Source organism: Micromonospora sp. NPDC047730 (assembly GCF_043204765.1).
Classification (GTDB): domain Bacteria; phylum Actinomycetota; class Actinomycetes; order Mycobacteriales; family Micromonosporaceae; genus Micromonospora.
Window position 1 is genome coordinate 47,138 of the sequence record NZ_JBIDCU010000008.1, and the last position, 18,548, is coordinate 65,685.

The 18,548-nt window shown below is 75.5% G+C and carries 17 protein-coding genes; 7 read left to right on the forward strand and 10 right to left on the reverse strand.

The window, feature by feature from the left end; genetic code table 11:
• Window positions 1-308 precede the first annotated feature (308 nt).
• On the reverse strand, window positions 309-1,094 hold the full coding sequence (locus ACGF5G_RS19445) for a hypothetical protein (protein ID WP_393264554.1): 786 nt from the start codon (window positions 1,092-1,094) through the stop codon (window positions 309-311).
• 228 nt (window positions 1,095-1,322) lie between these two features.
• Here ACGF5G_RS19445 and ACGF5G_RS19450 point away from each other — a divergent pair, with 228 nt between their 5' ends.
• The 4 genes from ACGF5G_RS19450 (at window position 1,323) to ACGF5G_RS19465 (ending at window position 4,886) form a co-directional block, all read left to right on the forward strand.
• Window positions 1,323-1,727 (forward strand): AraC family transcriptional regulator, encoded by a 405-nt coding sequence (locus ACGF5G_RS19450; protein WP_350706794.1) that lies wholly within the window; start codon window positions 1,323-1,325, stop codon window positions 1,725-1,727.
• Between the two features lie 35 nt (window positions 1,728-1,762).
• A complete protein-coding gene (locus ACGF5G_RS19455) occupies window positions 1,763-2,182 on the forward strand; it encodes a VOC family protein (protein WP_357696176.1) in 420 nt (139 codons plus the stop codon).
• 209 nt (window positions 2,183-2,391) lie between these two features.
• Window positions 2,392-3,165, forward strand: coding sequence for an enoyl-CoA hydratase/isomerase family protein (locus ACGF5G_RS19460; protein WP_393264556.1), 774 nt, complete (start codon window positions 2,392-2,394; stop codon window positions 3,163-3,165).
• An 89-nt stretch (window positions 3,166-3,254) separates the two neighbouring features.
• A complete protein-coding gene (locus ACGF5G_RS19465) occupies window positions 3,255-4,886 on the forward strand; it encodes a serine/threonine-protein kinase (protein ID WP_393264558.1) in 1,632 nt (543 codons plus the stop codon).
• Between the two features lie 96 nt (window positions 4,887-4,982).
• Here the strand turns inward: ACGF5G_RS19465 and ACGF5G_RS19470 are convergent, their stop codons facing one another.
• The 4 genes from ACGF5G_RS19470 to ACGF5G_RS19485 all read right to left on the reverse strand — a co-directional run bounded on the left by ACGF5G_RS19470 (window position 4,983) and on the right by ACGF5G_RS19485 (window position 9,156).
• Window positions 4,983-5,426: an HNH endonuclease gene (locus ACGF5G_RS19470; RefSeq protein ID WP_393264561.1), complete on the reverse strand. Its 444-nt coding sequence runs from the start codon at window positions 5,424-5,426 to the stop codon at window positions 4,983-4,985.
• Window positions 5,427-5,684: 258 nt separating this feature from the next.
• Window positions 5,685-6,854 (reverse strand): hypothetical protein, encoded by a 1,170-nt coding sequence (locus tag ACGF5G_RS19475; protein WP_393264563.1) that lies wholly within the window; start codon window positions 6,852-6,854, stop codon window positions 5,685-5,687.
• A 181-nt stretch (window positions 6,855-7,035) separates the two neighbouring features.
• A complete protein-coding gene (locus ACGF5G_RS19480; protein WP_393264566.1) occupies window positions 7,036-8,568 on the reverse strand; it encodes an FAD-dependent oxidoreductase in 1,533 nt (510 codons plus the stop codon).
• Window positions 8,569-8,667: 99 nt separating this feature from the next.
• Window positions 8,668-9,156 carry an MSMEG_6728 family protein gene (locus tag ACGF5G_RS19485; protein WP_393264569.1) on the reverse strand — a complete coding sequence of 163 codons (489 nt, stop codon included), beginning with the start codon at window positions 9,154-9,156 and terminating at the stop codon, window positions 8,668-8,670.
• A gap of 121 nt (window positions 9,157-9,277) precedes the next feature.
• On the opposite strand from ACGF5G_RS19485, the gene ACGF5G_RS19490 reads away from it, so the two are divergent.
• Window positions 9,278-11,059 carry a potassium channel family protein gene (locus ACGF5G_RS19490; protein WP_393264572.1) on the forward strand — a complete coding sequence of 594 codons (1,782 nt, stop codon included), beginning with the start codon at window positions 9,278-9,280 and terminating at the stop codon, window positions 11,057-11,059.
• A 40-nt stretch (window positions 11,060-11,099) separates the two neighbouring features.
• Here the strand turns inward: ACGF5G_RS19490 and ACGF5G_RS19495 are convergent, their stop codons facing one another.
• Together ACGF5G_RS19495 and ACGF5G_RS19500 are read right to left on the reverse strand one after the other, a co-directional pair.
• The gene (locus ACGF5G_RS19495; RefSeq protein ID WP_393264575.1) at window positions 11,100-12,338 is read right to left on the reverse strand and encodes an APC family permease; all 1,239 of its coding nucleotides are present in this window, start codon (window positions 12,336-12,338) and stop codon (window positions 11,100-11,102) included.
• 10 nt (window positions 12,339-12,348) lie between these two features.
• On the reverse strand, window positions 12,349-13,185 hold the full coding sequence (locus ACGF5G_RS19500; RefSeq protein WP_393264577.1) for a phosphatase PAP2 family protein: 837 nt from the start codon (window positions 13,183-13,185) through the stop codon (window positions 12,349-12,351).
• Window positions 13,186-13,227: 42 nt separating this feature from the next.
• On the opposite strand from ACGF5G_RS19500, the gene ACGF5G_RS19505 reads away from it, so the two are divergent.
• Entirely contained in the window at window positions 13,228-14,439 is a 1,212-nt protein-coding gene (locus ACGF5G_RS19505) for a DUF4032 domain-containing protein (protein WP_393264579.1), read from the forward strand.
• Window positions 14,440-14,500: 61 nt separating this feature from the next.
• Here ACGF5G_RS19505 and nagA read toward each other — a convergent pair whose 3' ends face one another.
• Genes nagA through ACGF5G_RS19520 form a run of 3 tightly spaced genes read right to left on the reverse strand, consistent with a single transcriptional unit; the run spans window position 14,501 to window position 17,456 of the window.
• Window positions 14,501-15,610, reverse strand: a complete 1,110-nt coding sequence (gene nagA, locus ACGF5G_RS19510; RefSeq protein ID WP_393264582.1) for an N-acetylglucosamine-6-phosphate deacetylase — start codon at window positions 15,608-15,610, stop codon at window positions 14,501-14,503.
• Window positions 15,610-16,530 carry an ROK family protein gene (locus tag ACGF5G_RS19515; RefSeq protein WP_393264585.1) on the reverse strand — a complete coding sequence of 307 codons (921 nt, stop codon included), beginning with the start codon at window positions 16,528-16,530 and terminating at the stop codon, window positions 15,610-15,612. The genes nagA and ACGF5G_RS19515 overlap by 1 nt, the downstream gene beginning before the upstream one ends.
• Window positions 16,527-17,456, reverse strand: a complete 930-nt coding sequence (locus ACGF5G_RS19520; protein WP_393264587.1) for an SIS domain-containing protein — start codon at window positions 17,454-17,456, stop codon at window positions 16,527-16,529. Before ACGF5G_RS19520 ends, ACGF5G_RS19515 begins: the two co-directional genes overlap by 4 nt.
• 195 nt (window positions 17,457-17,651) lie before the next feature.
• Here ACGF5G_RS19520 and ACGF5G_RS19525 point away from each other — a divergent pair, with 195 nt between their 5' ends.
• Window positions 17,652-18,437, forward strand: coding sequence for a DeoR/GlpR family DNA-binding transcription regulator (locus ACGF5G_RS19525; RefSeq protein ID WP_357696204.1), 786 nt, complete (start codon window positions 17,652-17,654; stop codon window positions 18,435-18,437).
• Window positions 18,438-18,548 lie beyond the last annotated feature (111 nt).

Below are 18,548 nucleotides of genomic sequence, written 5' to 3' on the forward strand. Positions count from 1 at the left end.
TGATCGCTTCAGGCAGGTCGCCGAATGCGTTCGCGGCGGCTCGACAGCAACGCCGACAGCAACCGGCCAGGACGGCGACGCGCAGGCAAGCCCAGCGAGAGACGTCAGTTCGAGCATGCGATCGTTCCCGAACGAACGCGGACGTGGTGCACAGAGCTCGTAAGCGAGATGTCGCCGGTTCGATCCCGGCCGGGGGCTCCAATTCCGTCGGCCGTCCCGCGCCCGGCGCGGGCGTGTGCCCGCCGGGGAGGGTGCGACTCCGACCGGTCGCCCACCCCGCGTCGCCGGGCGCCCTGCGGCGAGGGTCGTCAGCTCCACCTCAGCCTGGCGAGTTCCCGCTCGAACTGGGCGAGGGTGAAGGAGGCACCCTCGGCAGGGGCCAGCCGCAGGCTGTAGGTCGCGTCCCCGGCCTCCCACCACACCGTCCACGAGCGTTCCGGGGCGCCGGTGACGACACCCCGGTGCGGGCCGACGCGGACGGTCGCCACAGGCGCAGGGCGTGCCACGTCGGCGGTGCGGCGCGCGGTCACGAGCAGCGTCGCACCGCCCGGGCCGTTGTAGCCCTGGCACCAGCCCTCGTCGCATCCGGTCGAGAAGGGGCTCCACCGCTTGTCGGCGGGCAGGTCCGGCACATGGCGCTCGAAGTAGGTCGGCGGCGGCAGCGTGCCGGCCGCGTCGCGGAGCACCCGGTCGCCGAGCGGCTCCGCCAGGGACACGACGAGAGGGACCCGGGCGCCGCTGGTGGTGCAGTCGGCGACCGGCACGATTCGGGCCTCGACCGCGACGACCACCTGGGCGTCGTCCCGCGCGGTGATCGTCGCCCGCGGCTGCACGAGGTCCCTGCACCGTGCGTCGCCGGGGCCGACGTGGACGGTGACCGTGGTGTCGTCGCGGCCGACCACCGCCGCCGACCACGGTACCCGGGACGACCCGTCGGGCGACGCTGCCGCCTCGGCGGTGGGCCCGGGTGCTGCCTCGTCGGTGGCCCGGTGCCGGAGAAGGAGACCGCCGACGAGCGCCAGTGCGATGACGGCCGTCGCCGCCGCGAGGGTGGTCCGTCGGGTGCGCTCGTCGCGCCCGTCCCTGGTCGTCATGGCCACCCTCGTCGTCCGGTATGGGAGAGCGGATCGTACGCCGACACCGTCGCTCCCGCCGTCCCGTCGTACGGGCGCTCAGGCAGCGGGCTGTCCCCGTACCGTGGTTCCGCCGCGCCGGCGCCCCCCGAATCTGCTCCACGTCCGTCGATGCCGTGCCCGCCGCGGGCGCCGTCCGCCGGGCCGGCAGGGTCGGGTCACCCGGTGACCAGCGCCTATGCTGGGCCGGTGAGCAGGGCGGCGGAGGAGTCGAACCGGGCCATGCTGCGCGCCCGGGACGCCATGGACCGGGCGTACGACCAGCCGCTGGACATTCCGGCGCTGGCCCGCATCGCGTACGTCTCCGAGGCGCACTTCATCCGCACCTTCCGGGCCACCTTCGGCGAGACCCCGCACCGCTACCTCCAGCGGCGGCGGGTGGAGCGGGCGATGTACCTGCTCCTGCACTCCGACCGGGACGTCACCGACATCTGCTACGCGGTCGGCTTCTCCAGCCTGGGCACGTTCAGCCGCACGTTCCGCCAGATCGTCGGGGAACCGCCGTCGGAGTACCGCAGGCGCAGGGCCCCGGTCGCCGCGGTCGTGCCGAGCTGCTTCACCAAGGCCTGGACCCGGCCCAGCAGTTTTGGATAAGCAGCAGGTCAGGGTCGCCCCGTAGCGTCTTCGGCATGACGATGAACGCGATTTCCCGCTCCCAGATCTACGTCCTCGACCAGGACGAGGCCCTCGACTTCTACGTCGGCAAGCTCGGCATGGAGGTCAACACCGACCAGGACCTCGGCTTCATGCGCTGGCTGACGGTGAACCTGCCCGGCGACCCGGAGCGCGAGATCCTGCTGGAGAAGCCCGGCCCGCCGGCCCTCGACCCGGCCACCGCCGAGCAGGTCCGCGAGCTGCTCACCAAGGGGGCGCTGGGCGGGTTCCTCTTCATGACCACCGACGACGCCCACAAGACGTACGAGGATCTGGTCGCCAAGGGAGTCGACATCACCGACGAGCCGATGGAACGCCCGTACGGGATCGACTTCGGCATCCGCGACCCGTTCGGCAACAAGATCCGCATCGGCCAGATGTTCCCCCGGGGCTGACTGGCGACGGCCCGGCACGATCGGTGGGCGCGCTGCGGCAGCACGCCTACCGATCGCACGTGGGGAGACGACGTGGGGACCCGCCTGCTCTACTGACCTGCCACCCCGCGCGGATGGTCGCCGGGCTCCCGCCGTTATGGTCGCCGCACCGGGGCCGCCGACCAGGGCGGCCGGCGTCGCGGCGAGCCGGCGGCACAGGCGAAGGGGTGGTGACGGTGGCGGACGCGGAACTCCTCGTCGAGGTGACCGGGGCGGTGGCGACGGTGGTGATCCACAACCCGGCGCGGCGCAACGCGATGACGGCCGGGATGTGGCGGCGGCTGCCGGGGCTGCTCGACGAGCTGGAGGCCGACCCGGCCGTCCGGGTCCTGGTGCTCACCGGCGCCGAGGGCACCTTCTGCGCGGGCGCGGACCTGGCCGAACTGGACGACCTGCTCGACGACGGCGACCTCGACACGGTGGTGGCCGCCGAGCAACGGCTGGCCGCCTTCGCCAAGCCGACCGTCGCCGCCGTCCAGGGCGCCTGCGTGGGCGGCGGCTGCCAGCTCGCGGTCGCCTGCGACCTGCGGATCGCCGCCACCGACGCGCGGTTCGGCGTGCCGCCGGCGCGGCTGGGCCTGGTTTATCCGGCGCCAACCACCCGCCGGCTGGCCCGGCTGGTCGGGCCGGCCGCGGCCAAGCACCTGCTCTTCACCGCCGAGCTGATCGACGCCGACCGCGCGCTGCGGATCGGGCTGGTCGACGAGGTGCTGCCGGTCGACCGGCTCGCCGCCCGGGTGGACGAGGTCACCGCCGCCGTGGTCGCCCGGTCGCAGCTCACCGTGGCGGCCGCCAAGGAGATCATCGACGGTCGGGCGGACGAGGACCGGGTCGCCTGGTGGCACGGGCAGGTGCGGGCCAGCGGCGAGGCCCGCGAGGGCGTCGCGGCCGTCCACGAGCGTCGCCCGCCCCGCTTCGGCTGGACACCGCCGGCCCGGCACTGACCGCCGCCGACCGGCCCGACCGGGCCGCGTGCCGGACACGGTCCGCGCATGGGTGGTGCCGGGCGGTGCGGTGGGGCAGGCTGTCCGCTGTGCAGCGTGATCAGTTGCTCGCAGGCCGCTACCGGCTGGGCGGGCGTCTCGGCAGGGGCGGCATGTCCGAGGTCTACCGGGCGCACGACGAGGTGCTGGAGCGCGACGTCGCGGTGAAGGTGCTCGTGGCGGCGGACCCGTCGGCCCGACGGCGGATCCAGGCCGAGGCGAAGGCGGCGGCCAGGCTCTCGCACCCGAACGTCACCGCCGTCCACGACTACGGGGAGTCCCTCCTCTTCGACCGGTACGCGCCCTTCGTGGTCATGGAACTGCTCTCCGGCCGTACGCTCGCGCAGCGGCTCGCCACCGGGCCGCTGCCGCCCCGGGACGCCCTGCGGGTCTGCGCGGAGGTCGCCGCCGGTCTCGGCGCCGCCCACGCCGAGGGGCTGGTGCACCGCGACGTCAAGCCCGAGAACGTCGTGCTGACCCCGACGGGAGCGAAGGTGGTCGACTTCGGGATCGCCGCCGTCGCCGGCACGCCCGAGATCGACTTCGAGGGACGGCTGCTCGGCACCCCGGCCTACCTGGCCCCCGAGCGGCTCGCCGCCGGCGAGGTACTGCCCGCCTCCGACGTCTACGCGCTCGGCCTGCTCGTGCACCAGGCGCTCGCCGGCCGGCTGCCGTGGCACAGCGAGACGCAGACCGAGATGCTGCGCGCCCACGCGTACGCCGAGCCGGGCCCGCTGCCGGAGGTCGACGGCGTGCCCCCCGAGGTCGGCCGGCTGTACCGGCGGTGCCTGGCCAAGGACCCAAGCGACCGGCCCTCGGCCGCCGAGGCGGCGCGCGTCCTCGCCGGGGCGCTCGCCCGGATGCCGCATTCGGAGACGGGGCACGCGGACGTGCCGGCGGGCCATGCGAACGTGCCGGCGGGCCGCGCGGACCTGCCGGCGGGTCGCCGCGAGGTGCCGGCGGGACACCGGGGCGTGCCGGCGGGGCCCGGCGGCGGGCGTGACCGTGCCGAGCCGGCGCCGGTCGGGACCGCGCCGGCCGTCGGGGGCGACGCCCGCCCGGGGCACCGGGGCTGGCGGTCGAGGCGGGGTTCGTGGGTGCTGGTGGCGGTGGGCGCGGCGGTGGTCGGCGTGGTGGCGGTGGCCGCGACGCTCGACGACCCCGCCGTCCGGCGGCCCGGCCTGCCCCACGAGCCCCGCACAGGCATCGGCACGGGGGGCTCCACCAGCGTCGCCCTGCCGGTCACCGCCGACGCGCCGAAGCGGCCGGCCGCCCCCGGCGCGGGCCCGCCGGCCGGGTCGGCCACCGCGGGCCGGTCCAGCCCCGGGCCGGTCGCCCCCACCGGAGCCAGCCCGACCGCCCCGGCGCCGACCGGTAGCGCCGAGCCGTCTCCCACGCCTGGCCGGCCGTCCGGGGTGGACGTGAACTCGCGCGGCGGGGTGGTGACGGTCCGCTGCGACGGGAAACTGGCCGAGGTGGTCGACGTGGCGCCCGCCGCCGGCCACCACGTCGAGGAGTACGCGCCGGGCCCGGCGCGGGAGGTGCGGGTCGAGTTGGTCGCCGCCGACCGCCGCAGTGTGATCACCGTGCGCTGCGCCGACGGCCGCCCGGTGCCCCGCGTCAAGGAGTCCCGGACCAAGAAGTCCCGGACCAGGGAGTCCCGGACCAGGGAGTCCCGGTAGCCGGGGCGGCGGGGCCGCGCCCCGGGGAGGGGCCGGCGGGCGCCGCGCCAGGGGTCGTACCCCCGACGCGGCCCCCCGTTCCCGCCGGCCGGTCCGTCACCGCCCGGCCAGCGCCGCCCAGCTCGGGGTCGCCGGCTCGCGCCGCAGCGGCATGCCCGCCTCGGTTGGCGTCCGGTCGCCCTTGCGCTGGTTGCAGTCGTAGCAGGCGGCGGTCGTGTTCCGCCACGTGTTCCGGCCGCCGCGCGAGCGGGGCAGGATGTGGTCGATGGTGCCGGCCGGCCTGCCGCAGTACGCGCAGCACCGCCCGTCCCGGCGCAGCACCCCGGCCCGCGACCACGCCGGCCCGGCGCTGAACCGCCAGCGGGTCACCACGTAGCGAACGAGGCGGACCACCCGGGGGACCGGGAAGACCCCGATCACCCGGTCCGGTTCGGCCTCGTGGATCTCGGCGACCCGGCGGCAGAGCATCCGGATCGCGTGCTGGACGGTGACCCGGTGCAGCGGGCCGAGGTCGGCGTTGACGACGAGGACGGCGTCCACCGGTGTCTCCCTTCGTGGCGGTGACGATCTGGACGGGCCGGACAGCGAAAGAGCCGCCCGGTCCGGGGTGCGGACGGGCGGCTCGACGGCGTGCGGGCACGCGTCAGCCGGGCCGGCCACCCTCGGGGCCTTCGGCTCGGCAACCGCCGCCACCCGCCGACGACGCCGGGCGCGCCGGGCCGGGCAGCCACGACGGCACACAGGTGACGTGCGACATCGACATGGACGGCTCCCGCGGCGGTGGTTGACCTTGCGGGATCACGGTAGGTCGGCGGGCGAGAGACGGGCAACGGATTTCGATCGAGCGACCGTCTCGTCGGGGCGCCGCTGCCGGCGGGCCCGGCCGGCGGCCCGCGCGGCGGCCAGCGGCCGGTCGATCCGCAGCGCCATCCGTACCGTCAGCTCGCTCTCCAGCAGCGGCCGGTTGACCTCCCCGGCGACCGCGAGCGCCGGCCCGGAGACCGTGCGCCAGATCGCGGCCATTCCCGCGCCCAGCCCGAGCAGGGCCACGGCGGCCCGGGTCGCCGGCGAGCCGGCCGCCGCGAGCGCGCTCACCCCCACCACGGCGAACAGCACCGCGAGCAGCGGTACGAGCACCGGCCAGAAGATCCCCCGGGCGGCCTGCACCACCAGCCGGCGGTCCCGGATGATCAGGTTCCGGGCGACGACCGCGTAGTCCTCCTCGTCCAGCAGGTCCCTCGGGTGCAGGCCGCCGGTGAGCACGCCCCGCCACAGGTCGCCCTGGTTGCGCAGCTCGCGGGCCAGGTCCGGCAGCCCCGCCTCGGTCGGGTCGCCGACGCCGGCCCGGGTGACCGCCGACGCCCACGCCGACAGTGACCGGCGGACCACCGCGGCCGAGTACGGCGGCAGCACGGTGGCCAACTCGTCCAGCCAGCGGCTGAGCTGGATCTGCCGGCCGCCGAAGCGCCCCGCCACCTGGTCGGCGTCGCCGTGCCGCACCGTGTCGGCCAGCGAGCGTCCCAGCCGGTACGCCAGCCCGACCCGGTGGTTGGTGGCCATCGTCCAGCGCAGCACGTCCACGTTCAGGTCGTCGAGGGCGAGCAGCAGGTCCTCCCCGGCTCCGCCCGTCACCCGCTCCCTCGCCCCGGCCGTGGACGGCGCGGGGGCGTCGCGCCGGGTCAGCTCGGCGATCTGGCCGAGCGCCACCTCCACCCCGTCCAGGTACATCTGCATGCGCCGCCGCCCCGACATCTCGGTCAGGTTGGACAGCTTCGCCGGCGCGCCCGCCGGCCGGCCGTCTCCGGCGTCGAGCAGCTCGGCGGTCTGGGCGTGGTGGTACGCGTCCGCCATCCACCACCCGAGCCGCAGGGCGGTCACGATGCAGGCCCGCTCGTCCCGGATCAGCGGGTACGCGTCGTCCCGCGGTACGTCGGCGACGAGCGGGCCGTCGTCCCCGCGCGGCGACATCCCGCTGACCTCCCGCCTCACCCCAGGCGATCAGCCTAGGCGAGCCCAGCGACCTGTTTGCCCGTTTTCGTTACCCTCGCCGCCCGCCGCCCGCCGCCCGCCGCCCGCCGCCCGCCGACCCCCACCCGCAACCCGCAACCCCCACCCGCAACCCGCCACCCGGTGCCCGTCGCCGTGGTCGTCACCGTCGCCGGGCGAGCAGGCCCCGGGGCCGGATCGAGCGGACCGGCTCGGCCGCGCCGCCCTCGGCCCGCAGGACGTGGTTGGCCGCGACGATCCCCGTCGCCGCCGCGCGTTCCATCAGCGCGCTCGGGAAGTCGGTCCGGATGCCGTCGCCGGCCAGGTAGAGCCCGTCGGCCTCGGTGCGCACCCCCGGCCGCCACGCGTGGCTGCCCCGGGTGAACGCCGGCGCCTGCGCCGCCACCCGGGCGCGCACCTCCCGGACCCGCAGCCCGGCCGCCTCCGGCCACAGCACGGTCAGCTCGGCCCGCATCCGCTCGGCCAGCTCCGTCGCGGGCACGCCCGGCTCGCACGCGTACGCGTGCAGCTCCAGCACCGAGCCGCCGGTGCGGGCGGCCCAGCGGCGGGGCTCGTCCTCCAGCCGGTGGTAGAGGGTCACCGAGTCCAGGGTCGGCTGCCGGGACACCCCGCTGAACACCGCCCGCCCGGCGGCCACGTCCCCGTCGCACCAGTAGCGCGCCACCGCGTACGGCGGACCGGGCCGGCCGAACGCGGGCATCCGCTCCACCAGCGCGGGCGCGTGGTCGACCAGGCCGGGCGAGGCGGCGACCAGCGCGGCCAGGGCGGGCGGGTCGACGGCGAGCACCACGTGCCGGGCGGCGTACGACGTGCCGTCGGCGGTGGCCACCCGCCACCCGGCGCCGTCGCGGGTCAGCGCGGTGGCGCAGGTCCCGGTGCGCACCCGGCCGCCGTGCCTCTCCACGTGCCGGGCCAGCGGCCCCCAGATCGCCGTCGCGTAGTCCTCGTCGGGGCAGTCGAAGGCCAGCCCCTCGGGGTTGCCCAGCAGGTAGAAGTGGAACTGCGCGATCATCTCCGCCGCCGACATCTCCGCCTCGTGGTTGAAGAACGAGTGGGAGAAGACCTCGAAGAGCATCGCGCGGGCCCGGTCCGGCAGCCGCAGCGAGGTGAGCAGCTCGTCGGCGGTGGTGTCGTCGAACTCGGCGTAGGTGCGCACCGGGTCGTAGGTGAGCAGCGGCAGCGCCGCGTCCCGGTCCATGCCGCGCAGGTCGCCGAGGCGCAGGCTCGGGCTGCGCAGCAGCAGGGCCAGCAGGTTCGCCGGAGGAGCGGGCGGCAACCGGCCGAACTCCTCGGTCGGCCAGCGGGCGCTCAGGATCGGGTAGCCGGGGACCGGGCGGAGGAAGCCGAGCCCCGGGTCGGCGCGGCGCAGGATCGACCGCCAGTTGTAGTACTGCCGGAAGAACGCGTGGAAGCCGTGCTCGTTCGTCTGGCGCGTGCCGTCGACCAGCGTCTCCCGCCAGGCCCCGAGCCGGCCGCCGAGGGTCGGCGCGGCCTCCAGCACGGTCACCGCCACGCCGCGCTCGGCCAGCACCACCGCCGCCGACATGCCGGCGATCCCGCCACCGACCACCACCACCTCGACGGGGCGCGGCACGCGGGGGGCGCCACCGCCGCCCGGGTCCACCTCGTGCTGGCGTACGCCGAGGAGCCGACCGACCACCTGCGACAGCGCCATGTGCACCTTCCCGCCCCGGGGGACCCTCCAGTCTGCCCCGTTCGGACGTTAGGAAGGGCCCCTTCCTCTACCGCAGGCGTTAACAAGGTGCCCTTCCTTTCACCGCGGCGGGAGGCAGCGGCGTTCGCGGTCGGAGGCCGGCCAGACGTACTCCAGGTCGGGCGGGACGTCGTCGCCGAAGATCGGGCCGTAGTGCCCGGGGTCCTTGCGCAGCAGCGACGAGCGGTGGCTCAGGTGCAGGTCGTCGCGGCCCAGCCAGGGCGGCAGCTCGCCGGCCTCGGCCAGCTCCGCCTGGGTGCGGACGCGGGTCAGCCCGCAGGCGGCGGCGAGGTCGGTGGTCATCGTGGTCGCGCAGGTGTCAGCCCGGCCGGGCTCGCACCAGACCGCGCACACGTCCAGCCCGTACCGGGTGAGGGCCTCCTCGTACCCGGCCCACATCTTCACCGCCGGGTGGTTGCGCCAGCCGTACGTGGGGCGGGTCAGCCCGCGCAGCACCTGGATGGTCTCCACCCGCTGCTTGCCCAGCCGCCTCTGGTCCAGCGTCCGGGCGCTGGCCAGGAAGTCCGGGTACGGCAGGAACGTCTGCATGCCGCTGGTCTACCCGCCGAGGGGCTGCGGAATCTGCCCCTCGCGGCGCGACCTGACCGACGACCAGCATTCATGATCGCGGGGCTGCGCGGGGCGCGACCGGCTGACTACGATGCGGCGCATGGCGGAGCCCCTGCTGGATCGTGCGCGGCGGGCGGGGCGTCGGCTCCGGGTCAACGGGGACGCGCGGGCGCACTACGTGGTCTGCGGGCGGGACGCCCTCGCCTACTGGGTGGTGCGCGCGCTGCTCGCCACCGAGTTGCAGGCGACGGGTCGCGTCCGGATCACCCTGGTGGTGCCGGAACGACCGCGCTCCGACGAGCCGGACGGGCGGGACCTCCAGGGCGTCGAGGTGGTCCGGGCCGACCGGCTGGACGAGGTCACCTTCCAGCGGGCCGGGCTGGCCGGCGCCGACGGGCTGGCCCTGCTGCACCAGGACGACGTCGGCAACATGCACGCCGCGCTCTGTGCCCAGGAGGTCGAGCCCCGGCTGCGGCTGGTGGTGCGGATGTTCAACACCGGGCTCGCCAACGGGGTGCGGCAGATCTTCCCCGACTCCGCGGTGCTCTCCGACGCGTCGATGGCCGCCCCCGCCTTCGTGGCCGCCGCGCTCGGCGAGGTCGCCCCGACCCACTTCCGGCACGGCGGGCGCACCCTCTACGTGGCCCGCCGCGACGACGTACGCCCGGGCGACGTGGTCTGCGGGGTGGCCGACACCCACGACCCGCAGCAGGTCCGGGTGCTGCCCGCCGAGGAGTCCGCCGCGGACGTGGTGCTCGCCGAGGCGACCGGGGCGCCGCCCGGCACCGAGCTGGCCGCGCGCCGGCTGGTGCGGGCCCGGCGGCGGCGCCGCCCGGTGGCCGTGCTGCTCCGCGCGGTACGCAGCTTCGCCACCCGCAAGATCGGCATCGCGGTGATCACGCTGCTGGCGGTGATCGGGGTGCTCGGCTGGCTCAACGGCAGCGCCACGAACGCCAACTGGGGCGACTCGCTCTACCTCACGCTCGTGACGGCGCTGAGCGGCCAGGACCCGGATCCGAACAAGCCGGTCGCCCAGCAGGTCATGCAGGTGGTGCTCAACCTCGCCGGGCTGGCGCTGATCCCGCTGATCACCGCCGTGGTGGTGGACGGGATCGTCAACGCCCGGCTGGCCTTGCACTCCGGCCGGATCCAGCCGGAGCGGTCCGGGCACGTGGTCGTGGTCGGGCTCGGCAACGTCGGCACCCGGGTGATGGCCCAGCTCTGCGACTTCGGCGTCGAGGTGGTGGCGATCGACAAGCTGCCCGTGCCGCGCGGTGCGGCGCTCGCCCGCCGGCTCGGCGTGCCGCTGATCGTGGGCGACGCCGCGCTGGAGGAGACCCTCCAGGCGGCGTCCGTGGGCACCTGCCAGGCGCTGGTGGTGGTCTCCACCGACGACGAGACGAACCTCCAGGCGGCGCTGAACGGCCGGGCGGTCAACCCCGAACTCCAGGTGGTGCTGCGCCTCTTCGACGGCCACTTCGCCGAGCGCGTCCAGCAGGCGTTCGGCATCGGCGTCTCGCGCAGCGTGTCGTACCTGGCCGCGCCGTCGTTCGCCGCCGCGCTGCTGGACCGCGCGGTGATCGCCACCATCCCCGTCGGCCGGCACGCGCTGCTGGTCACCGAGGTCTCCGTCGCCGCCGGATCGTCGCTGGACGGGCGGCCGCTCGCCGTGGTCGGGCGGGCCGAGAGCGTACGCCTGCTCGCGCACGCCCGGGCCGGTCAACGCCTCGACTGGGCGCCCGACCCGCGCCTGGTGATCGTCGCGGGGGACCGGCTGACGGTGGTGGCCCGCCGGGCCGGCCTGAACGCCCTGCTCCGCGAGGCGGCGCCGCCCCCGCCGGAGGATCCCGCCGCGCCGGCGCCTCGGCAGCCGGAGGAGTGACCGTCCGTTCCGACGGTCCGGTGGTCCGGGGCTCGGCGGGTCAGGCCCGGCGGGGGCGCAGGGCGTACCAGGCGGCGCCGACGGCGAGCACGGCGAAGCCGGCGAGGACGCTGGACAGCGGCAGGTTGACGGCGAGCAGCAGGCAGCCGGCCAGCCCCAGCACGGCGAGCGCCCGCACCGGGAGCCGCCGCCCCGGGTCGCGGCCCAGGGTCAGCGCGGCCGCGTTGGTGATCGCGTAGTAGACCAGCACGGTGCAACTGGAGAAGCCGATGGCGTCCCGGACGTCGCCGAGCGCCACGACCAGCACCACCACGGCGGCGACGGCCAGTTCGGCGCGGTGCGGCACCCGGTGCACCGGGTGGACGGCGGCGAGGGCCCCGGGCAGGTCGCGGCGGCGGGCCATCGCCAGCGCGGTGCGCCCGACCCCGGCGAGCAGGGAGAGCAGCACCCCGGTCACCGCCACGGTCGCCCCGGCCCGGACCAGCCAGGCGAGGCCGGGCAGCCCGGCGGCCGTCACCACGTCGGCCAGGGGAGCGGCGGACGCGGCCAGCCGATCGGCCCCGAGCACGCCGACGGCGACCACCGCCAGCACCAGGTAGATCGCCAGCACCACGCCCAGCGCCAGCGGCACCGCCCGGGGGATGGTCCGCTCCGGGTCGCGTACCTCCTCGCCGAGGGTGGCGACCCGCGCGTACCCGGCGAAGGCGAAGAAGAGCAGCCCGGCGGCGGTGAGCACGCCCCGCCCGGAAGTGTCGAGGTCACCGAGCCGGGCCAGCGAGACGTCGCCGCCGACCGCCCCGGCCACCGCGACCAGGGCCAACACCGCCAGCACCACGCCGACCAGCACCTTCGTCGCGGTCGCGGTCTTGCCGATGCCGCGCAGGTTCACGACGGTCACCGCCAGCACCGCGCCGACGGCGACGAGCCGGGCCTGCCCCGGCCAGAGGTACGCCCCGATGGTCAGCGCCATCGCCGCGCAGCTTGCCGTCTTGCCGACCACGAAGCCCCAGCCGGCCAGGAAACCCGCGAACGGGCCGAGCCGTTCCCGGCCGTACACGTAGGTGCCGCCGGACTCGGGGTGGCGGGCCGCGAGCCGGGCCGAACTGGTCGCGTTGCAGAAGGCGACGAAGCCGGCCAGCACCAGCGCCGCCAGCAGGCCCGCCCCGCCGGCCGCCGCGGCGGCGGGCGCGAAGACCACGAAGACGCCCGCGCCGAGCATCGACCCCAGCCCGATGACCACCGCGTCGGGTACGCCCAGCCGGCGCGCCAGTTGATCCACAGCGGGCACCCTAGGGGGTCGAGATGAACGGCCGGTCCCAGTCGCGCGGCGCCCCGGGCAACGGCAGGTCGTCCCAGGGCACCCGGTGCAGCACCCGGTCGAGGACGAGCCCGAGCAGCAGCCCGGCCACCGAGTCGGTCAGCCAGTGCCAGCCCAGGTAGGTGGTGGTGCACAGCACCACGACCGGCGGCACCACCCGGACCACGGTGACCAGCCGGGGCGGCACCGTCCGGCCGTAGGTGCGCAGCAGCGGGGCGAGCAGCAGCGCGATGACGCCGTACCAGAGGATCGCGTTCGCGACGTGGCCGGAGGGGTAGGACTGGGCGAACCGCAGCGGCAGTTCGTCCTGGAACAGCGGGAGGGTCTGCTCGGGCGGAAGGAACGGCTCCTTGACGCTCGCGCTGGGGGCGGGCCGGGCGGTCCACACCTTGAGCGGCCCGATCGTGAGGTAGCTGAGGACGAAGGCGAGCACCGGCGGCAGCACCGGTCGCAACGATCTCAGCCGGACCGCGAGCAGCACCCCGAGACCGAGTGCGATCAACGTCAGCGGGGTGCCCTGACCGAGGTAGTTGAGGAACACCGCCGTCACGCGGGCGGCGGTGGGCCGGTGCGCCTCCGACCAGTCGGCGATGGCGCGGTCGATCCCGAAGAACCGTTCGGCGGTGAGCGCCACGGTCAGCCCGAACAGGGCGGCGAGCAGGAGCGCGTCGAACCACCAGCCGGCCGGCCGGACCGGCCTCAGCCGTGCTCTGGGCCGTACCGTCGTGGTCTCCCGCACCCGGACCACGCTACCGGCCCGGCGCGGCGGCCGGCCGGCGCGGCCCGGGGCGGCTGTGTGCCGAGCCACGAAGGGAGGCGCTCGGCCCGGACGACCGTCAGACTTGGGGCCGTGCGGATCACCTCGGCCCTCGTCGACCCGGCGCTGCTCGACCTTCCCTGGTCGACCCCGCTGGAGCAGTGGCCTGCGCAGCACCTGGTGGCGCTGCCCCAGGGCATCTCGCGGCACATCGTCCGGTTCGTCCGGCTCGGCGGCTACGTCTACGCCGTCAAGGAAACCGGCGAGCGGGTCGCGGAGCGCGAGTACGACCTGCTGCGCGCCCTGGAGCGGATCGACTTCCCCTCCGTGGAGGCGGTGGCGATCGTCGCCGACCGGCAGACCGACGACGGCGAGCCGCTCGACCCGGTGCTGATCACCCGGCACCTGCAGTTCTCGCTGCCCTACCGGGCGCTCTTCTCGCACACGCTGCGCCCGGAGACGATGGGTCGGCTGCTCGACGCGCTGGCGGCCCTGATCGTGCGGATGCACCTCACGGGCTTCTTCTGGGGCGACTGCTCGCTGTCGAACACGCTGTTCCGCCGGGACGCCGGCGCGTTCGCCGCCTACCTGGTGGACGCGGAGACCGGGGCGCTGCACCGCTCGCTCTCCAACGGTCAGCGCGGCGAGGACCTGGAGATCGCCCGGGTCAACATCTTCGGCGAGGCGCTCGACCTCCAGGCCGCCGGGCTGCTGCACGAGTCGATCGACCCCGAGGTGGTCTGCGAGGAGGTCGTGCAGCGCTACGAGCGGCTGTGGCACGAGATCACCTACGAGCAGCAGGTCGAGCGGGAGGCCCGGCACGACATCGAGGGGCGGATCCGCCGCCTCAACGAGCTGGGCTTCGACGTCGCCGAGGTGGCCATGTCGACCATCGACAACGGGCGCTACCTGGTCCGGCCGAAGGTGGTCGACGCCGGGTACCACACCCGGCGGCTGCTCCGCCTGACCGGGCTGGACGCCGAGGAGAACCAGGCCCGGCGGCTGCTCAACGACCTGGACGCCTACCGGGCCGAGAGCGACCTCACCGACGAGCAGCAGGCCGCGCACCGCTGGCTGACCGAGGTCTTCGAGCCGGTGGTCCGGGCGGTCCCGGCGCACCTGCGCCGCAAGCTGGAGCCGCAGGAACTCTTCGCCCAGATCATCGAGCACAAGTGGCTGCTCTCGGAGCAGGCCGGCCGGGACGTCGGCATGGCTCCGGCCGTGCACTCGTACCTCTCCGACGTGCTCGTGCACCGCCCCGACGAGCAGGCCGTGCTCGGCGTCGAGGTCCCCACCGCCGGCTGACCCGCCGGCGCGGCCCGCCGGCGTGGCCGTCCGGGAACCGAGCCGTCCCGGCGCCGGTCGGTCACTCCACCCAGGAGCCGCCGCGCATCACCCGGACCACGTTCAGGTCGTCGTCGAGCACCACCAGGTCGGCCCGGAGCCCGACCTGGAGCGCGCCCAGCCGGTCGCCGAGGCCGATCGCGCGGGCCGGCGTGGTGGCCGCCATCCGCACGGCGTCCGCGATCGGGATGCCGGCCGCCACCGCGTGCCGCAGCGCCTCGTCCATGGTCAGGGTGCTGCCGGCGATCGCGCCGTCGCGGGCCAGCCGGGCCACCCCGCCCGCCACCGTGACGGCCTGGCCGCCCAGCTCGTAGTCGCCGTCGGGCATGCCGGCGGCGGCCATGGCGTCGGTGATCAGGGCGGCCCGCTCCGGGCCCGCCGTCGAGGTGGCGAAGGTCAGCATTCCGTCGTGCAGGTGGACTCCGTCGGCGACCAGCTCGCAGACCACGTTCGGGGCGTCGAGCAGGGCCACCACCGGGCCGGGCTCGCGGTGGTGCACCGGCCGCATCCCGTTGAACAGGTGGGTGCCGACGCTCGCGCCCGCCGCGACGGCGGCGCGGGTCTCGTCGTACGTGGCGTCGGTGTGGCCGACCGCGGCGACCACCCGGTGCGCGACGAGCAGCTTGACCGCCTCCAACGCGCCGTCCCGCTCGGGGGCGAGGGTGACCATCCGGACGGCGCCGTCGCCCAGCTCGATCAGCTCTGCCAGCTCGTCCGGGGACGGGTCGCGGAGGAACTCGGGGTTCTGCGCGCCGCAGCGGGCCGAGGAGAGGTACGGCCCCTCGAAGTGGATGCCGGCCAGCACCCCCTCGCCGACCAGCGGCGCGAAGGCCGCGGTGGCCGCGCGCATCAGCTCGAACGGCGAGCTGACCAGGCTGGCCAGCAGGGTCGTCGTGCCGTGCCGCAGGTGGAAGTCGGCGGCCTGCCGGGCCTGCTCGGCGTCGCCGGTCGTGAAGGTGTGCCCGCCGCCGCCGTGCGTGTGCATGTCGACGAAGCCGGGCACGATCCAGTGCCCGTCGCGCACGGACGGGTACTCGGCCACCGCCGTGATCCGGCCCCCGTCCAGCTCCACGCAGCCCTGCCGGATCACGCCGGTCGGGGTCACCACCTTGCCGTTCACCCGCGTGGCCATCACTTCTCCAGACTGTCGAGGGCGAGCAGGGCGGCGCCGAGGCAGCCGGCCTCGTCGCCGAGGGCCGCCGCGACCAGGCGCGGCTCCCGGTGGAACGTCATCCGCTCGTGCAGCGCGGCCCGCAGCGGTTCGAGCAGCAGCGCGCCGGCCTGCGCCAGGCCGCCGCCGAGCACGACGGTCTCCACGTCGAAGAGGGCCTGGCCGGTGGCGAGGCCGTCGGCGAGCGCCTCGACGGCCTCCCGCCAGACGTCCGCCGCCAGCGGCTCGCCGGCCGCGGCCCGGTCGGCCACGTCGGCGGCGGTCGCCGGGACACCGGCCAGGGCCGTGTAGCGCCGGCCGATCGCGGCCGCCGACGCCACCGCCTCCAGGCAGCCGGGACGGCCGCAGCCGCAGGCCGGCCCGCCAGCGCGTACCTGGATGTGGCCGATCTCCCCGGCGGCGCCGTGCGCGCCGGTGACGGCCGTGCCGTCGACCACGTGCGCCGCGGCGATCCCGGTGCCGATCGCGACGAAGAGGACGTGCGCGGAGTCGCGGCCGGCGCCGAGCCGCGCCTCGGCCAGGCCGCCGGCGCGCACGTCGTGGCCGAGCGCCGTCGGCAGCCCGAGCCGCGCCCGTGCCAGGTCCCGCAGCGGTACGTCCCGGAAGCCCACGTTCGCGGACCAGACCGCGACCCCGCGCGCCTCGTCGATCACGCCGGGCACGGCGACGCCGAGCGCGACCGGGGTGAGCCCGTCGGCGCGGGCCTTGCCGGCCAGCCCCTCGGCGACCGCCAGGACGGTGTCGACCACGGCGTCCGGGCCGCGCCCGGCGTCGGTGGGGTGCCGCTCGGCGTGCAGCACGGCGCCGTCCGGCCGGACCAGGGCGCACTTCATCCCGGTGCCGCCGACGTCCAGCGCGACGACGACGTCGCCTGCGCTCATGCGAGAACCACGGACCGGCTCAGGTGCCGGGGCGCGTCGGGGTCGAGGCCCCGGCTGGTGGCGAGCGCGACGGCGAAGCGTTGCGCCAGGATCAGGTCGGCCATCGGGTCGACCGGCGTACGACCGGCGGCCCAGCTGCCGAGCACCGTGCGGCAGCCGTGGGTGCGGCTGTGCACGAACGCCGCGCCGGTCGCCGCCACGTCCTCGGGCAGCCCGTCGGGCAGCTCGCCGAACGCCCAGACCAACCGGCCGGGAGCGGCGATCGAGATCGGGCCGTGCCGGTAGTCCATGGCCGGGTACGCCTCGGCCCAGAAGGTGGCCGCCTCGCGGCACTTCAGCGCCGCCTCCTGGGCCAGCCCGACCGTCCAACCCCGACCGAGGAAGGTGGCCTGCTCGATCCGGGCCGGCTCGATCGGCAGCGGGGCGCGCACCGCCACCTCCGCGTCGGCGGAGAGCGCGGTGATGTTGTCGCCGAGGTGGGCGCGGAGCAGGGCCAGCGCGGTGGTCGCGAAGCGGGTCTGCACCACCGAGCGCTCGTCGGCGAACGGCATCGGCACCGCCGCGTCGGCCAGCGAGGCGGCGGGGGAGGCGGGGTCGCCGACCAGGACGGTCGTCGGCACCCGCCCGCGCAGCGCGGCGAGCAGCTCGGTGACCTCGGTGGTGGTGCCGGAACGGGTGATCGCGACGAGCCGGTCGTAGCGCCGCCCGGCGGGGAACTCGGAGGCCTGGAAGGCGTCGGTCTCGCCCTGGCCGGCCTGCTCGCGGCGGGCCGCGTACGCCATCGCCATGAACCACGACGTGCCGCAGCCCACGACGGCGACCCGCTCGCCCTGGCGGGGGAGGTGGTCGGCCGCGGTGGCGGCGACCCGCGCCGCCTCCCGCCAGCAGTCGGGCTGGCTCGCGATCTCCGCGTCGACGTACGACATGAGAACTCCTACGCAGGGGAGCGGTGCGCAATACGGCTCGTTAAAGCCGTCTTTCGCGCGTTATTCTGCGCGAACTCGGCTGGCCGTGGCAACCAGCCCCGTCATCGAGCAGGACATGGTTTTGCGCCCTCGTAGTTTCGCGCACTACTGTGCACGCAATCAATCACCGACCGCGCAGTAACTGGAGGCCCTGGGGTGGACCGGTACGCCAGATGGAACGCCCTGCTCGAAATGCTGACCGACAGCGGCCGGGTCAGCGTCGAGGAGGCCGCCGAGCGGCTGGACGTCTCCCAGGCCACCATCCGGCGTGACTTCGACCAGCTCGCCCAGCAGCAGATGATCACCCGGACCCGGGGTGGCGCGGTCGCCAACGGCGTCTCGTACGACCTGCCGCTGCGCTACAAGACCGCCAAGCACTCGGCCGAGAAGCAGCGGATCGGCGCGGCCGCGGCGGCGCTGGTCTCCCCGGGCACCGTGGTGGGCCTCAACGGTGGCACCACCAGCACGGAGGTCGCGCGGGCCCTCGCCGTGCGGCCCGACCTGAACACCAGCGCCGAAGGTGCCCAGCTCACCGTGGTCACCAACGCGCTGAACATCGCGAACGAGCTGCTCGTCCGCTCCCGGATGAAGGTCGTGGTGGCCGGCGGCGTGGTCCGCCCCAAGTCGTTCGAGCTGGTCGGCCCGCTGGGCGGGGCGCTGCTGCGCGAGGTCACCCTCGACGTCGCCCTGCTCGGCGTCGACGCGATCGACCCCCAGCTCGGCGCCGCCGCCCACCACGAGGGTGAGGCGGCGATGAACAACCTGATGGTGGCCCGGGCCAAGCGGGTGGTGATCATCGCGGACTCGTCCAAGCTGGGCGGTCACGCCTTCGCCCGGATCTGCCCGGTGGACCGGGTGGAGACGCTGGTCACCGACTCCGGCGCCAACCCGGACGTGGTCGCGGCGTTCCGCGCCGCCGGCGTCACCGTCATCTGCGCCTGACGTGAAAGGAAGGGCACCTTCCTAACGTCTGGTGCATAGGAAGGGGCCCTTCCTTTCATCCGATCGGCGTGGCGATGCATACCGGGTATTGCACTCCGCTGCATACCGCGT

Excerpts from the sequence above, each read along its gene's own strand:
- ACGF5G_RS19445 (WP_393264554.1), bottom strand. The coding sequence starts at position 1,094 with ATGACGACCAGGGACGGGCGCGACGAGCGCACCCGACGGACCACCCTC.
- ACGF5G_RS19455 (WP_357696176.1), top strand. The coding sequence starts at position 1,763 with ATGACGATGAACGCGATTTCCCGCTCCCAGATCTACGTCCTCGACCAG.
- ACGF5G_RS19475 (WP_393264563.1), bottom strand. The coding sequence starts at position 6,854 with ATGTCGCCGCGCGGGGACGACGGCCCGCTCGTCGCCGACGTACCGCGG.
- ACGF5G_RS19480 (WP_393264566.1), bottom strand. The coding sequence starts at position 8,568 with ATGGCGCTGTCGCAGGTGGTCGGTCGGCTCCTCGGCGTACGCCAGCAC.
- ACGF5G_RS19485 (WP_393264569.1), bottom strand. The coding sequence starts at position 9,156 with ATGCAGACGTTCCTGCCGTACCCGGACTTCCTGGCCAGCGCCCGGACG.
- ACGF5G_RS19490 (WP_393264572.1), top strand. The coding sequence starts at position 9,278 with ATGGCGGAGCCCCTGCTGGATCGTGCGCGGCGGGCGGGGCGTCGGCTC.
- nagA (WP_393264582.1), bottom strand. The coding sequence starts at position 15,610 with ATGGCCACGCGGGTGAACGGCAAGGTGGTGACCCCGACCGGCGTGATC.
- ACGF5G_RS19515 (WP_393264585.1), bottom strand. The coding sequence starts at position 16,530 with ATGAGCGCAGGCGACGTCGTCGTCGCGCTGGACGTCGGCGGCACCGGG.
- ACGF5G_RS19520 (WP_393264587.1), bottom strand. The coding sequence starts at position 17,456 with ATGTCGTACGTCGACGCGGAGATCGCGAGCCAGCCCGACTGCTGGCGG.